Raw genomic sequence first — 14228 nt, forward strand, 5'->3', positions numbered from 1 at the left:
GTGACCGGTTACCCCTGGCGGTAGGCTCGGTCGCGTGGCATTACCCCCCGATCCGAGCCCGACACTGACCGATTACGCCCACCCCGAACGGCTGGTCACCGCCGACTGGCTCTCCGCCCACCTGGGCAGCCCCGGCCTGGTCATCGTCGAATCCGACGAGGACGTCCTGCTCTACGACGTCGGCCATATCCCGGGCGCCGTGAAGATCGACTGGCACACCGACCTCAACGATCCCCGGGTCCGCGACTACATCAACGGCGAGCAGTTCGCCGAGCTGATGGACCGCAAGGGCATCGCCCGCGACGACACCGTGGTCATCTACGGGGACAAGAGCAACTGGTGGGCCGCCTACGCGCTGTGGGTCTTCACGTTGTTCGGCCACCCCGACGTGCGCCTGCTCAACGGCGGCCGCGACCTGTGGCTCCGGGAAGGGCGGGAGGTGACGCTGGACGTGCCGACCAAGACCTCCACCGGCTACCCCGTCGTCGCGCGCAACGACGAACCCATCCGGGCCTTCAAGGACGACGTGCTGGCCGCCCTGGGCAGCCAGCCGCTGATCGACGTGCGCTCGCCCGACGAGTACACCGGCAAGCGCACCCACATGCCCGACTACCCCGAGGAAGGTGTGCTGCGCGGCGGCCACATCCCGACCGCCCGCTCCATCCCGTGGGCCAGCGCGGTCGACGAGAGCGGGCGATTCCGCAGCCGCGAGGAACTCGAGGAGCTCTACGACTTCATCACCCCGGACGACAAGACCGTCGTGTACTGCCGCATCGGCGAGCGGTCCAGCCACACCTGGTTCGTGCTCACCTACCTGCTGGGCAAGCCCGGCGTGCGCAACTACGACGGGTCGTGGACGGAATGGGGCAACACCGTGCGCACCCCGATCGTCGGCGGCACCGAACCGGGGGACGTTCCCGCCCGATGACCCTGCCCGCCCCGCTGGCTGAGGTGGTGTCCGACTTCGCCGAGGTCGAGGGCCAGGACAAGCTGGCCCTGCTGCTGGAATTCGCCAACGAACTGCCCGCCCTGCCCGCCGAGCTGGAAGAGCGGGCCATGGAGCCGGTGCCGGAGTGCCAGACCCCGCTGTTCCTCCACGTCGACGCCAGCGACCCGGAGCGGGTGCGGTTGCACTTCAGCGCGCCGGCCGAGGCGCCGACCACCCGGGGGTTCGCCGCGATCCTGGCCGCCGGCCTCGACCAGCAGCCCGCGGCCGACATTCTGGCGGTGCCCGAGGACTTCTACACCGACCTGGGATTGGCCGCGCTGATCAGCCCATTACGGTTGCGCGGCATGTCGGCGATGCTCGCCCGCATCAAACGGCGGCTGCGCGAGTCGGGTCGAAATACCGGCACCGCCTCATCGGCCTGACGGCGCGGCGCTTAGACTTCCCAGGAGTTGTAAGAAACTCTCTTAAAGAAGCCCACGGCGGAAACACGTCCGCTTCAGATCTGCCAAACAGGAGGCGCAGTGGCTAGTCACGCCAGCTCGAGGATCTCCAAAGTGCTTGTCGCCAACCGCGGCGAGATCGCTGTCCGGGTGATCCGGGCGGCCCGCGACGCGGGCCTGCCCAGCGTGGCGGTGTACGCCGAGCCCGACGCCGACGCGCCGCACGTGCGCCTCGCCGACGAGGCCTTCGCCCTGGGGGGCCAGACCTCCGCGGAGTCCTACCTGGACTTCGGCAAGCTGCTCGACGCGGCGGCCAAGTCGGGCGCCAACGCCGTCCACCCCGGCTACGGCTTCCTCTCGGAGAACGCCGATTTCGCGCAGGCGGTCATCGACGCCGGGCTGATCTGGATCGGCCCCAGCCCCCAGTCGATCCGCGACCTCGGTGACAAGGTCACCGCCCGCCACATCGCCGCCCGCGCCCAGGCCCCCCTGGTGCCGGGCACCCCGGACCCCGTCAAGGACGCCGACGAGGTGGTCGCCTTCGCCAAGGAGTACGGCGTGCCGATCGCCATCAAGGCGGCCTTCGGCGGCGGCGGCCGCGGCATGAAGGTCGCACGCACCATCGAAGAGATCCCGCACCTGTACGAGTCGGCGGTCCGCGAAGCCGTCGCCGCCTTCGGCCGCGGCGAGTGCTTCGTCGAGCGCTACCTGGACAAGCCCCGCCACGTCGAGGCGCAGGTGATCGCCGACCAGCACGGCAACGTGATCGTCGCCGGCACCCGGGACTGCTCGCTGCAGCGCCGCTTCCAGAAGCTGGTCGAGGAGGCGCCCGCGCCGTTCCTCACCGACGCGCAGCGCAAGGAGATCCACGAGTCGGCCAAGCGCATCTGCAAGGAAGCGCACTACTACGGCGCCGGGACCGTCGAGTACCTGGTCGGCCAGGACGGCCTGATCTCGTTCCTGGAGGTCAACACCCGCCTGCAGGTCGAGCACCCGGTCACCGAGGAGACCGCGGGCATCGACTTGGTGTTGCAGCAGTTCAAGATCGCCAACGGCGAGAAGCTGGACCTGACCGAGGATCCGACGCCGCGCGGCCACGCCATCGAGTTCCGGATCAACGGCGAGGACGCCGGACGCGGCTTCCTGCCGGCCCCCGGTCCCGTCACCCGATACGACACCCCCAGCGGCCCGGGCGTACGGCTGGATTCCGGCGTCGAGGCCGGCTCGGTGATCGGCGGCCAGTTCGACTCGATGCTGGCCAAGCTCATCGTCTACGGCGCTGACCGAGATGAAGCACTGCGCCGCGCCCGCCGGGCTCTTGATGAATTCCACGTCGAAGGGCTGGCCACCGTCATCCCGTTCCACCGCGCCGTGGTGTCGGACCCGGCGTTCATCGGCGACGGTGAGGGCTTCTCGGTGCACACCCGCTGGATCGAGACCGAGTGGAACAACACCATCGAGCCCTTCACCGGGGGCGAGCCCCTCGACGAGGAGGACACCCGGCCCCGCCAGAAGGTGGTTGTGGAGGTCGGCGGCCGCCGGCTCGAGGTGTCGCTGCCCGGTGACCTGGCGCTGGGGAACGGTTCGGCCGCCGACCCGGCCGGTGTCATCCGCAAGAAGCCCAAGCCGCGCAAGCGCGGGGCGCACGGCGGCGCCGCCGCCTCCGGTGACGCGGTGACCGCGCCCATGCAGGGCACCGTGGTCAAGGTCGCGGTCGAGGAGGGGCAGCAAGTCGTGGTCGGCGAGCTGGTGGTGGTCCTGGAGGCGATGAAGATGGAGAACCCGGTCACCGCGCACAAGGACGGCGTGATCACCGGACTCGCGGTCGAGGCCGGCGTCGCCATCACCCAGGGCACGGTCCTCGCCGAGATCAAATAGCCCGCGGAAACCCTATTCGTGGGAAACAGTTGTCGGCCCGGTCCGGCGGGGGTAGCGTTCGGGTCAGGTTGAGTTCACAGCCGTGCGGATCAGATGAACGGGCGCGGGAAGACGAACTCTCTGTACTTTTCGGTTCAGTACACGCCTGGCACCTTCCGCAGCACATCCTCCTCTACGGATGGAGTCAGTAATGTCTGTGGCCCAATCTTGGCAACACAGCCGCGCGGCACAGTTCACCGCGCGCTGGGACTCGTCGGGCACGCTGATCACGGTGGACGGTGAGCTCGACGCCGCCAACGCCGACCAGCTTGCGGCCTACGTCCGACAGGTCACCGGTCGTTCGCCGCGCATGATCCTGGACCTTCGCGGGCTGAAATTCATTGGCACGGCCGGCTTTTCGGCCCTGCACCGGATCAACGTCGGGTGCTCGGGCGCCCAGGTGGACTGGGCCATGGCGCCCAGCCCGGCGGTGTCGCGGCTGCTACGCATCTGCGACCCCGACGGCACCCTGCCCGTGACGACGCCGTCGGCCGAGCCGCTCCTGGAACCGCTGCGCGCGGAAGGCGAACAGCCCCTGTCCCTACTGCAATTGGTCGCGCAGCCGCGTTAGCGACTTCGCCAGCAGCCGGGAGACGTGCATCTGGGAGATGCCGACCCGTTCGGCGATCTGTGTCTGCGTCATCGACTCGAAGAACCTGAGCACCAACACCGTTCGTTCCCGTTCGGGCAGCGCCTCGAGCAGCGGGCGCAGCGACTCCTGGTCCTCGATCCGGTCCAGGCCGGTGTCCACGTCGCCCAGCGTGTCGGCGATGGCGCGGGCTTCGTCCTCGTCGCTGCCGCCTCCGCTGTCGATGGACAGGGTGTTGTACGAGCTGCCCGCCACCAGGCCCTCCACCACCTCCTCGCGGTCCATGCCGAGTTCGGCGGCGAGTTCGGTCGCGGTGGGCGCCCGGCCGAGCCGCTGCGACAGATCGGCGGTGGCGGTGCCCAGGCGCAGATGCAGTTCCTTGAGGCGCCGTGGCACCTTGACCGACCAGCTGTTGTCGCGGAAGTGCCGGCGAACCTCGCCCATGATCGTGGGCACCGCGAACGACACGAAGTCGGAGCCGGTCTCCACGTCGAAGCGGACCACCGCGTTCACCAGTCCCACCCGCGCCACCTGGACGAGGTCGTCGCGCGGTTCGCCGCGTCCCTCGAACCGGCGGGCGATGTGGTCTGCCAGGGGCAGGCAACGCTCGACGATCTTGTCCCGTTGACGCTGGAATTCCATCGAGTCGGCGGGCACGGTCGCCAACTCACGGAACATGTCCGGGACATCGGCGTACTCGTTCGGGCGCGAGACCGAACCGCCGGCAGCTGGTGGTGTCACCTGCTGGAGGCCGCCCGTCGCGCCGTCAGCGTGATACCGAAGACACTGCCGGTTTGGTTGGGTTCGCGACCATCGTGGAAGGTCTGGACGTCGTCGGCCAGCGACGTCAGCACGTGCCAGCTGAAGCTGCCGGGCGCCACCACGTCATGGGTGTCGCACGCCGCCGACGCCTCCACCACCAGTTGGTCGTCCTGCGGGTCGACCACCACCACCAGGACGGCGTCGGGGGTGGCGCAGCGGATCAACCGGGTGCACACCTCGTCGACCGCGAGCCGCAGATCCGCCACGGCATCGAAGTCCAGATCCTCGAAGGTGCCGATCGCACCGACCAGCGTCCGCAGCATCGCGAGGTTCTCCAGGCGCGCCGCGACGTGCAGTTCGACGGCGCGATGGCCGCGCTGACGCTTGCTGGTGCGCAATCCCGCATCGTTCATCTGGTCTCCCGGCAACGTTTGACTGACATTACTACCGCCCCGCACACCGCCGTGGACCGTACGTTCGAGTCGATTAGTCACGTTTGCCGCCGGGTATTGGGCCCAGTATGGAGGGTCCAAAGGCCAGCGAAGCGGTTCGGGCGCGACCGCTCGAGCGCGCGGCGGTAGCAGCCGGGATCGCGCTGGCCGTGTTCGTGATTCTGGCGGTAAGCATCTACGTCGGCGTCCTCGTGATCGTGTCCCCCATGATGGGATGACCACGCTGACGCAACCTTTCCGGCACTCATCATGGTGCACACCTGATACCCACTCGACGGGGCCGGTAACCCCCCACACCCGCTTCCCCGAAAAATGATTCGCCGCTTGCCGGAGCGCGGCGTGCGTGCCCCTAGCTGGCGGGCCGCTGGCGGTGTGCCTCGGGGTGTTCGGCGTACCAGCGATCCGCGAGCCGGCGGATCCGCCAGTGTTCTATCGCCACCCACACCAGTCCCAGAACCGCGGCGATGATGGCGAGCACGCCGGCGGTCATGCCCTCGTGATGATGTCCGGTGCCGAAGGCCGCCAGGCTCCCGCTGGCCCCGATCACGCCCCCCATCACCAGCAAATAGCCGGGCCAGTGCAACACGTCGATCAACGATTCGCCGGCAAGCGGCCGCGTGGTCCTCAGGTGGTCGACGGGGTCATGAAAGGTGTCTCCCATGGCTGCTCCTAGTGGAAACTTCGTGACTTGTGCGCAGCTCAATACGGGTTGCACCTTCAACGGTAGATCCCCCGGAAGGGTTTTGGCGAGACCCTCCTCAGAGGGCCAGCGACTGGCCGGCGATCGGGGCCACGCCGAGGGCCCCCATGAACACCATCAGCGTGAACAGGAACCAGCCCGCGCCGTGCCATCCCCACCAGGTGCCCTGCGCCTTCCACACGCGGTAGGTGCGCAGGAATGCCCAGAGCCCGCCCGCCAGCAGGATCAGCGGCCCACCCAGCGCCAGCAAAGTGCGCTGCGGAGCGCCGCAGGCCACGGTGTCCACGCTGTTGCCCGGGCAGGTGCTGACCCACAACGCGGCCATGACCAGGAAGCCGACCGCCGCGGCCGCGACCAACACCGCGAACCGGACGGCCGCGCGCACCTCGCCGTCCTCCTGCCCCAAGCGATCACCACCCGACCGCTCATCCGCTTTGTGCATCCGCGCCCCTCATGTCCCCCACGTGGTTGTGCCCCACCCGATCATTGTCTTGTTCATCGTTTGCCGCGTCGCAATGGTTACCGCGCGACGGCTAATGGCCGACGATCTTCGGACCCCGATCGCGCCGGCACCAGCGGTGTGCGCACGGGAACACATACCCAACGGAAAAACCGGTAAACCGCCCGGGTCGCGCGGTGGGCCGGAATCCGGGGCGACGGGCGGGCGGCTCCGGGTGCCGCGCCACTGACAACACCGTCAATTACACCTATGAATCACCGCTGGCACGGGGCGTGAACGCCGGATAGACACAAACTCATTGGTGTCTCAGCACCGATGAGTACTATCTCTCACATGCCGACAGCCCGAAGGCGGTTATCCCCCGAGGATCGACGCGCTGAGCTGCTCGCTTTGGGGGCAGAAGTCTTCGGAAAGCGACCCTACGACGAGGTGCGGATCGACGAGATCGCCGAGCGCGCCGGAGTGTCCCGGGCGCTGATGTATCACTACTTCCCCGACAAGCGCGCCTTCTTCGCCGCGGTGGTCAAGGACGAGGCCGACCGGCTCTACGAGACCACCAACATGGACGACGCCAGCGGCCTGACCATGTACGAAGAGGTGCGGATGGGGGTCATGGCGTACATGGCCTACCACGAGCAGAACCCGGAGGCCGCGTGGGCCGCCTACGTCGGCCTGGGCCGGTCCGACCCGGTTCTGCTGGGCGTCGACGACGAAGCCAAGAACCGCCAGCTCGAGCACATCATGAGCCGGATCCACGACCTGGTGGCCAACATCTCGGGCGCCAAGCTGGAGGCCGACGTCGAGCGGGACCTACGGGTGATCTGCCACGGCTGGCTGGCGTTCACCTTCGAGCTGTGCCGCCAGCGCATCATCGACCCCACGATCAACGCCGAGCGCCTCGCCGACGCCTGCGCGCACTCGCTGTTCGACGCCATCGCACGGGTGCCCGAGATACCCGCGGAACTGTCCCACGCGATGGCCACGGCCCGCATCGAACCGCGCTAGCCCGCACGCATGTCGGTGCGACTTGGCACCATGGTCAGGTGAGCACCCGTGACCCGTTAGGCCGGTTCAGCGCGACCGCCCGCGAATGGTTCACCAGCACGTTCGCCGGTCCCACCACCGCGCAGGCCCAGGCCTGGGACGCCATCGCCGACGGCGACAACACGCTGGTGATCGCGCCGACCGGATCCGGCAAGACGCTCGCGGCGTTCCTGTGGGCCCTTGACTCCCTGGCCGCCCTCGCCGGTTCGGCGGAACGGCCGGCCGGCACCCGAGTGCTCTACGTGTCGCCGCTCAAGGCGCTGGCGGTCGACGTCGAGCGCAACCTGCGCACCCCGCTGGCGGGCCTCACCCGCATCGCCGAGCGCCACGGCCTGCCGCCACCGGACATCAGCGTCGGCGTCCGCTCCGGCGACACGCCGCCCGCCGAACGCCGCCAGCTCATCGCGCGGCCGCCCGACGTCCTGATCACCACGCCGGAGTCGCTGTTCTTGATGCTGACGTCGGCGGCGCGCGAGACGCTGGCCGGGGTTCAGACGGTGATCGTCGACGAGATCCACGCCATCGCCGCGGGCAAGCGGGGCGCGCACCTGGCGCTGTCGCTGGAGCGGCTCCAGGACTTGTCACAAGACCTGCGGGAGGGCCGGCCCGCGCAGCGCATCGGGCTGTCGGCGACCGTGCGCCCACCCGAAGAGCTCGCCCGGTTCCTGTCGGGAGGAGGCCCCGCGACTCGGACAAGGGTGGTCGCCCCGCGGGCGGCCAAGACCGTCGAGCTGACGGTGCAGGTGCCGGTGCCCGACATGGCCAACCTGGCCAACAACAGCATCTGGCCCGACGTCGAGGCGCGGCTGGTCGACCTGATCGAGGCGCACCGGTCGACCATTGTGTTCGCCAATTCGCGGCGGCTCGCCGAGCGGCTGACCGCGCGGCTCAACGAGATCCACGCCGAACGCTGCGGCATCGCGCTGACGCCGGACGCCAACCGCGGGGTGCCCGGCGGCGCGCCCGCACACATCATGGGCAGCGGCCAGACCTACGGCGCCGAGCCGCTGCTGGCGCGCGCGCACCACGGTTCGGTCAGCAAGGAGCAGCGCGCCCTGGTCGAGGAGGACCTCAAGCGCGGGCTGCTCAAGGCGGTGGTGGCCACGTCGAGCCTGGAGCTGGGCATCGACATGGGCGCGGTCGACCTGGTGATCCAGGTCGAGGCGCCGCCCTCGGTGGCCAGCGGCCTACAGCGCATCGGGCGGGCCGGCCACCAGGTCGGCGAGGTGTCGCAGGGCGTGCTGTTCCCCAAGCACCGCACCGACCTGATCGGCTGCGCGGTGACCGTGCAGCGCATGCTCGCCGGCGAGATCGAGACGATGCGGGTGCCCACCAACCCGCTGGACATCCTGGCGCAGCAGACGGTGGCGGCCGCCGCGCTGGAGCCGTTGGACGCCGACCGCTGGTTCGACACGGTGCGCCGGGCCGCCCCGTTCGCGACGCTGCCGCGCAGCGTGTACGAGGCCACCCTCGACCTGCTGTCGGGCAAGTACCCGTCCACCGAGTTCGCCGAGTTGCGTCCGCGGCTGGTCTACGACCGCGACTCCGGCACGCTGACCGCGCGGCCCGGCGCGCAGCGGCTGGCCGTGACCTCCGGGGGCGCCATCCCCGACCGTGGGCTGTTCGCCGTGTACCTCGCGTCGGAGGCCGAAAAGCCCACCCGGGTGGGCGAACTCGAAGAAGAGATGGTGTACGAATCCCGGCCCGGGGACGTGATCTCGCTGGGCGCCACCAGCTGGCGGATCACCGAGATCACCCACGACCGGGTGCTGGTGATCCCCGCGCCCGGGCAGCCGGCCCGGTTGCCGTTCTGGCGCGGCGACGGCGTGGGGCGGCCGGCCGAGCTGGGCGCGGCGCTCGGCGCGTTCACCGGCGAGCTGGCCGGGCTGGACCGCGAGGCGTTCGACGCCCGGTGCGCCGGCCTGGGCTTCGACGCCTACGCGACCGACAACATGTGGGCGCTGCTGGACGAGCAGCGCACCGCGGCCGGGGTGGTCCCCACCGACACCACCCTGCTGGTCGAGCGGTTCCGCGACGAGCTGGGCGACTGGCGGGTGATCCTGCACTCGCCGTACGGGCTGCGGGTGAACGGGCCGCTGGCGCTGGCGGTGGGCCGGCGCCTGCGCGAGCGCTACGGCCTGGACGAGAAGCCCACCGCCTCCGACGACGGCATCGTGGTGCGCCTGCCGGACACCTTTTCCGATTTCGCGTCCGACACCGTCGAGAACCCGCCCGGCGCCGACCTTTTCGTCTTCGACGCCGAGGAGATCGACCCGATCGTCACCGCCGAGGTGGGCGGCTCGGCGCTGTTCGCGTCGCGGTTCCGCGAGTGCGCGGCCCGCGCCCTGCTGTTGCCCCGCCGGCACCCCGGCCGCCGCTCGCCGCTGTGGCAGCAGCGCCAGCGGGCCGCCCAGCTGCTGGAGGTGGCGCGCAAATACCCCGACTTCCCGGTGGTGCTGGAGACCGTCCGCGAATGCCTGCAGGACGTCTACGACGTCCCGGCCCTGACCGCGCTGATGGCCGGCATCGCCCAGCGCAGGGTGCGGGTGCTCGAGGTCGAGACGCCGCGGCCGTCACCGTTCGCGGCGTCGCTGCTGTTCGGCTACGTCGGCGCGTTCATGTACGAGGGCGACTCGCCGCTGGCCGAGCGCCGGGCCGCCGCGCTGTCGCTGGACAGCACCCTGCTGGCCGAGCTGCTGGGCCGGGTCGAACTCCGTGAATTACTCGATGTCGAGGTGATCGCCGCGACGGGCCGCCAGTTGCAGCACCTGACGCAGGACCGGGCCGCGCGCGACGCCGAAGGGGTGGCGGACCTGCTGCGGCTGCTGGGCCCGATGACCGAGGACGAGATCGCCGCCCGGGCCGGCGGGGCCGGGGTGGGCGGCTGGCTCGAGGGCCTGCTCGCGGCCCGGCGGGTGCTGACCGTGTCGTTCGCCGGCCGCAGCTGGTGGGTGGCCGTCGAGGACATCGGGCGGCTGCGCGACGGGGTGGGCGCGCCGGTTCCGCTGGGTGTGCCGGCCGCGTTCACCGAGGCGGTGGCCGACCCGCTGGGCGAGCTGCTGGGCCGCTACGCGCGCACCCACACGCCGTTCACCACGGCCGAGGCCGCCGCCCGGTTCGGGCTGGGGCTGCGGGTGACGGCCGACGTGCTGGGCCGGCTGGCCGACCCGTCCAGTTCTCAAGGCCGGCTGGTGCGCGGTGATTTCGTCGCCGCGGCGGCATCCGGGGTCTCCGGCGCGACCGGCGGCGAACAATGGTGCGACGCCGACGTGTTGCGCGTCTTGCGGCGGCGCTCGCTGGCGGCGCTGCGGGCGCAGGTCGAACCGGTGAGCATCGCCGCGTACGGGCGGTTTCTGCCGGCCTGGCACGGGGTGGCCTCCCCCGGTTCGCCCGCCCACTCGGGGCTGGACGGGCTGATGTCGGTGGTCGACCAGCTGGCCGGTGTCCGCTTGCCGGCGTCGGCGCTCGAACCGCTGATCCTGGGCCCCCGGGTCCGGGACTACTCCCCCGCCATGCTCGACGAGCTGCTCGCCACCGGAGAGGTGACCTGGTCGGGCGCGGGGTCGATTTCGGCCGGCGACGGCTGGGTCGCACTGCACGTGGGCGATTCCGCGCCGTTGACGCTGGCCGGCCTGACCGCGCCCGCCGAGATCGACGAAACCGACGCCCATCGCGCGATTCTGGACACCCTGGCCGGCGGCGGCGCGTACTTCTTCCGTCAGCTGGCCCAGAGCGGAATCCCCGAGGGGGAGCTGAAAGCCGCGCTCTGGGAACTGATCTGGGCCGGCCGCGTCACCGGTGACACGTTCGCGCCGGTGCGCGCCGTGCTCGGCGGCGCGGGCAGCCGCAAACGCTCCGCCCCGGCGCACCGGTCGCACCGGCCGCCGCGCCTGAGCCGCTACAGCGTCGCGCACGCGCAAACGCGCCCCGCCGACCCGACCGTGGCCGGCCGCTGGTCGGCCCTGCCGGCCCCCGAGCCCGATTCCACGGTGCGCTCCCACTACCAGGCGGAGTTGCTGTTGGGCCGCCACGGCGTGCTCACCCGCGGCGCGGTGGCGGCCGAGGGCGTCACCGGCGGGTTCGCCACGCTCTACAAGGTGCTGAGCGGCTTCGAGGAAGCCGGCCGGTGCCAACGCGGGTACTTCGTCGAGTCGCTGGGCGGCGCCCAGTTCGCCGTCGCGTCGACCGTCGACCGGCTGCGCAGCTACAGCGACGGCATCGATCCCGAGCGCCCGCAATACCGGGCCGTGGCGCTGGCCGCCGCCGACCCGGCCAACCCGTACGGCGCCGCGCTACCGTGGCCCGCCTCCGGCGCCGAGGCCGCCGGGGCGCGGCCGGGCCGCAAGGCCGGCGCGCTCGTCGTCCTGGTGGACGGCCACCTGGCCTGGTTCCTGGAGCGCGGCGGGCGGTCGCTGCTCACCTTCGGCGACGACCCGGCGTCCCACCACGCGGCGGCCGCGGCGCTGGCCGACCTGGTCGCCTCCCGGCGCGTCGCGTCGATCCTGGTGGAACGCATCGACGGGGTGCCGGCGCTGCAGCCCCAGGATGGGCCGACCCGGGTGGCGAACGCGTTGCAGGAGGCCGGGTTCGCCCGCACACCGCGCGGACTGCGGCTGCGGTGAGGCGGCGAGCACCATGCCCGAAGGGGACACCGTCTGGCACACCGCGGCCGTCTTGCGCGAGCACCTGGCCGGCCGCACCCTGACGCGCTGTGACGTTCGCGTCCCGCGGTACGCCACCGTCGACCTGACCGGGCAGGCGGTCGACGAGGTGCTCAGCCGGGGCAAGCACCTGTTCATCCGGGTCGGCCGGGCCAGCATCCACTCGCACCTGAAGATGGACGGCAGCTGGCGGGTCGGCGACCGGCCGGTCCGGGTCGACCACCGGGCCCGCATCGTCCTGGAAGCCGGCTCCGTCCGCGCCGTCGGCGTGGACCTCGGCGTCCTGGAGATCCTCGACCGCGACCGCGACGGCGACGCCGTCGCCCACCTGGGGCCGGACCTGCTGGGCCCAGACTGGGACCCCGCGCTGGCCGCCGCAAACCTGGCGGCCCAGCCGGACCGGCCCCTGGGCCAGGCGCTGCTCGACCAGCGGGTGCTGGCCGGCATCGGCAATGTCTACTGCAACGAGCTGTGTTTCGTCAGCGGGCATCTGCCCACCGCGCCGGTGAGCGCGGTCTCCGACCCGCACCGGCTGGTGTCCCTCGCACGAGACATGTTGTGGCAGAACCGATTCCGTTGGAACCGATGCACCACGGGCGACACCCGGACGGGGCGGCAGCTGTGGGTCTACGGGCGGGCCGGGCAGAGTTGCCGGCGTTGCGGCACCCGCATCTGCTACGACGGCACCGGCGAACGGGTCGCCTACTGGTGCCCGTCGTGTCAGCGCTGACGCGGCCAGTCCCACGGCGGCAACCCGCAGCGCCCGGTCCCCCGCAAGCGGGAGGTGCCCCCAACGCCCTCGCGATCGCCACTAGTCGCGGGCGTGCGCCAGGAAGAACTCCGCGATCGCCTCCGACCCGTCGAGCGAGCGGGTGGTGGGGCCGATGATCGCCTTGGGCAGGTATTGCCTCCCGCCCGGCCAGGTGTGCCCGCCGCTGTCGATCCGGTAGAAGGTCACCTCGGTGGACGCCGCACACGCCGGGGAGTCGAAGCGGTGCACGACGGTGCCGTCCCCGACGTTGGGCAGCGCCTGCACCGCAGGATCGCCCTGGCAACCGTCGGCGACGCGCCACTTGTTCACCATGGCGTCGGCGGAGATGGAGTGGCTCACCCCGCCGCGGCCGCGCACGACACCGCCGTTGAACGGCACCAGCGGGTCGGCGGTGCCGTGCGCCTCCCACACCGACACGGGCCGCGACGGATTGCACGCCACGCCCACGCCCAGGGTGCCCGCCACCGGCGCCGCCGCCGCGAACACGTCGGCGCGGTCACACGCCAGCCGGTTGGACATGAAGCCGCCGTTGGACATTCCCGTGACGAAGACATGTCCGGGGGCGATGCCGTAATCATTCTGCAGCTTGCCCACCAACCCCACCAGGAAGCCGACATCGTCGACATGCCGGCGATCCGCCGGCGACGCGCCCCGCCCGTCGGCCCAGCTCTTGTCGTAACCATCGGGATAAACCACCAGCAGGTCGTGGGCATCGGCCACCTTGTCGAACGCCGTGAGGCCCCGCTGCCCCTTCCCGGTGCCGCCGCCGCCGTGCAGGCTCAGCACCAGGCCCACCGGGCTACCCGGCGGCAGGTGCAGCAGGTAGGTTCGGTCCATGCCGGCGGAACGGAACGTCCCGGAGGCATCCCGAGCACTGGCCGCCGACACATGCCGCACACCACAGGCCGCCAAGGACACCGCCACGACGGCCAGCGCCAACCAACGCACGTACGGCATCCCGTCAGTGCACCGACGGGATCGGGGCCGCAGCAAAACGGGGTGTGGCGATGGTCGCAATATGATTGATCCTGCACCGTGCGACACCGCAACGTGCAACTATTCCGGCAGCCCCCGCTGTCAACGAGCAATGGCACTTCGATGTCACGGGAGTATCAGAAATGACGAGGACCCAGATCCGCAACCCCAGCCTGGCGCTGTTGTTGTCGGCTGCCGTTGTCGTCCCGGCGGTCGGGCTGCTGGGGCTCCTGGGACCGACCGCGACCGCCCACGCCACCGCCACCGATGACGCTTTCCTGGCGGCGCTGACGGCCAAGGGCATCAACTACGAATCTCCCGAGACGGCGATCCGATCCGGTCACTTGGTGTGCCAGGAACTCGACTCCGGCGAACCGCCGGAACAGGTGGCAAACGACGTCATGAACAACAGCCACCTCGATGGCTACCACGCCGGCTACTTCGTCGGGGTCAGCATCCGCGCGTACTGCCCGAAGTACGGCAACCACGGCTGAAAGTTAACAGCTA

14 protein-coding genes are annotated in these 14228 nt (G+C 70.7%); 9 read left to right on the top strand and 5 right to left on the bottom strand.

What is annotated here, in order from left to right; translation table 11 throughout:
* Positions 1-34: 34 nt before the first annotated feature.
* The 4 genes from U8D42_RS16510 (at position 35) to U8D42_RS16525 (ending at position 3877) form a co-directional block, all read left to right on the top strand.
* Positions 35-928, top strand: a complete 894-nt coding sequence (locus U8D42_RS16510; protein WP_322859632.1) for a sulfurtransferase — start codon at positions 35-37, stop codon at positions 926-928.
* Positions 925-1371: a cysteine desulfuration protein SufE gene (locus U8D42_RS16515; protein ID WP_085241690.1), complete on the top strand. Its 447-nt coding sequence runs from the start codon at positions 925-927 to the stop codon at positions 1369-1371. Before U8D42_RS16510 ends, U8D42_RS16515 begins: the two co-directional genes overlap by 4 nt.
* Positions 1372-1470: 99 nt before the next feature.
* Entirely contained in the window at positions 1471-3267 is a 1797-nt protein-coding gene (locus tag U8D42_RS16520; RefSeq protein ID WP_085241691.1) for an acetyl/propionyl/methylcrotonyl-CoA carboxylase subunit alpha, read from the top strand.
* 178 nt (positions 3268-3445) lie between these two features.
* Positions 3446-3877 carry an STAS domain-containing protein gene (locus tag U8D42_RS16525; protein ID WP_090422798.1) on the top strand — a complete coding sequence of 144 codons (432 nt, stop codon included), beginning with the start codon at positions 3446-3448 and terminating at the stop codon, positions 3875-3877.
* Here U8D42_RS16525 and U8D42_RS16530 read toward each other — a convergent pair.
* Positions 3848-4636, bottom strand: coding sequence for an RNA polymerase sigma factor SigF (locus U8D42_RS16530; protein WP_067918163.1), 789 nt, complete (start codon positions 4634-4636; stop codon positions 3848-3850). The genes U8D42_RS16525 and U8D42_RS16530 overlap by 30 nt on opposite strands.
* Positions 4633-5070: an ATP-binding protein gene (locus U8D42_RS16535; protein WP_068059208.1), complete on the bottom strand. Its 438-nt coding sequence runs from the start codon at positions 5068-5070 to the stop codon at positions 4633-4635. The genes U8D42_RS16530 and U8D42_RS16535 overlap by 4 nt, the downstream gene beginning before the upstream one ends.
* Before the next feature lie 107 nt (positions 5071-5177).
* Between U8D42_RS16535 and U8D42_RS16540 the strand changes: the two genes are divergently transcribed.
* Positions 5178-5327, top strand: a complete 150-nt coding sequence (locus U8D42_RS16540) for a hypothetical protein (RefSeq protein WP_167542750.1) — start codon at positions 5178-5180, stop codon at positions 5325-5327.
* A 131-nt stretch (positions 5328-5458) separates the two neighbouring features.
* Here the strand turns inward: U8D42_RS16540 and usfY are convergent, their stop codons facing one another.
* Together usfY and U8D42_RS16550 are read right to left on the bottom strand one after the other, a co-directional pair.
* Positions 5459-5770 carry a protein UsfY gene (gene usfY / locus U8D42_RS16545; protein ID WP_085241693.1) on the bottom strand — a complete coding sequence of 104 codons (312 nt, stop codon included), beginning with the start codon at positions 5768-5770 and terminating at the stop codon, positions 5459-5461.
* Between the two features lie 97 nt (positions 5771-5867).
* Positions 5868-6251 (bottom strand): hypothetical protein, encoded by a 384-nt coding sequence (locus U8D42_RS16550; RefSeq protein WP_085241694.1) that lies wholly within the window; start codon positions 6249-6251, stop codon positions 5868-5870.
* A 351-nt stretch (positions 6252-6602) separates the two neighbouring features.
* Between U8D42_RS16550 and U8D42_RS16555 the strand changes: the two genes are divergently transcribed.
* Genes U8D42_RS16555 through nei2 form a run of 3 tightly spaced genes read left to right on the top strand, consistent with a single transcriptional unit; the run spans position 6603 to position 12704 of the window.
* Positions 6603-7274, top strand: coding sequence for a TetR/AcrR family transcriptional regulator (locus U8D42_RS16555; RefSeq protein ID WP_085241695.1), 672 nt, complete (start codon positions 6603-6605; stop codon positions 7272-7274).
* A gap of 38 nt (positions 7275-7312) precedes the next feature.
* Entirely contained in the window at positions 7313-11935 is a 4623-nt protein-coding gene (locus U8D42_RS16560; protein WP_322859631.1) for an ATP-dependent helicase, read from the top strand.
* Between the two features lie 13 nt (positions 11936-11948).
* Complete coding sequence (gene nei2, locus U8D42_RS16565) at positions 11949-12704, top strand: endonuclease VIII Nei2 (RefSeq protein WP_322859630.1); 756 nt, start codon at positions 11949-11951, stop codon at positions 12702-12704.
* Positions 12705-12785: 81 nt separating this feature from the next.
* Here nei2 and U8D42_RS16570 read toward each other — a convergent pair whose 3' ends face one another.
* Complete coding sequence (locus tag U8D42_RS16570) at positions 12786-13703, bottom strand: extracellular catalytic domain type 1 short-chain-length polyhydroxyalkanoate depolymerase (protein WP_322859629.1); 918 nt, start codon at positions 13701-13703, stop codon at positions 12786-12788.
* Positions 13704-13864: 161 nt separating this feature from the next.
* Here U8D42_RS16570 and U8D42_RS16575 point away from each other — a divergent pair, with 161 nt between their 5' ends.
* Positions 13865-14215 carry a DUF732 domain-containing protein gene (locus U8D42_RS16575; RefSeq protein ID WP_322859628.1) on the top strand — a complete coding sequence of 117 codons (351 nt, stop codon included), beginning with the start codon at positions 13865-13867 and terminating at the stop codon, positions 14213-14215.
* Positions 14216-14228: the final 13 nt, after the last annotated feature.

It is taken from the genome of Mycobacterium europaeum (assembly GCF_034555895.2).
Classification (GTDB): domain Bacteria; phylum Actinomycetota; class Actinomycetes; order Mycobacteriales; family Mycobacteriaceae; genus Mycobacterium; species Mycobacterium europaeum.

What these genes read in the sequence shown, in the direction of transcription:
- U8D42_RS16515 (WP_085241690.1), top strand. Translation starts at nt 925, where the DNA reads ATGACCCTGCCCGCCCCGCTGGCTGAGGTGGTGTCCGACTTCGCCGAG.
- U8D42_RS16525 (WP_090422798.1), top strand. Translation starts at nt 3,446, where the DNA reads ATGGAGTCAGTAATGTCTGTGGCCCAATCTTGGCAACACAGCCGCGCG.
- U8D42_RS16535 (WP_068059208.1), bottom strand. Translation starts at nt 5,070, where the DNA reads ATGAACGATGCGGGATTGCGCACCAGCAAGCGTCAGCGCGGCCATCGC.
- U8D42_RS16540 (WP_167542750.1), top strand. Translation starts at nt 5,178, where the DNA reads ATGGAGGGTCCAAAGGCCAGCGAAGCGGTTCGGGCGCGACCGCTCGAG.
- usfY (WP_085241693.1), bottom strand. Translation starts at nt 5,770, where the DNA reads ATGGGAGACACCTTTCATGACCCCGTCGACCACCTGAGGACCACGCGG.
- U8D42_RS16550 (WP_085241694.1), bottom strand. Translation starts at nt 6,251, where the DNA reads ATGCACAAAGCGGATGAGCGGTCGGGTGGTGATCGCTTGGGGCAGGAG.
- U8D42_RS16555 (WP_085241695.1), top strand. Translation starts at nt 6,603, where the DNA reads ATGCCGACAGCCCGAAGGCGGTTATCCCCCGAGGATCGACGCGCTGAG.
- nei2 (WP_322859630.1), top strand. Translation starts at nt 11,949, where the DNA reads ATGCCCGAAGGGGACACCGTCTGGCACACCGCGGCCGTCTTGCGCGAG.
- U8D42_RS16570 (WP_322859629.1), bottom strand. Translation starts at nt 13,703, where the DNA reads ATGCCGTACGTGCGTTGGTTGGCGCTGGCCGTCGTGGCGGTGTCCTTG.
- U8D42_RS16575 (WP_322859628.1), top strand. Translation starts at nt 13,865, where the DNA reads ATGACGAGGACCCAGATCCGCAACCCCAGCCTGGCGCTGTTGTTGTCG.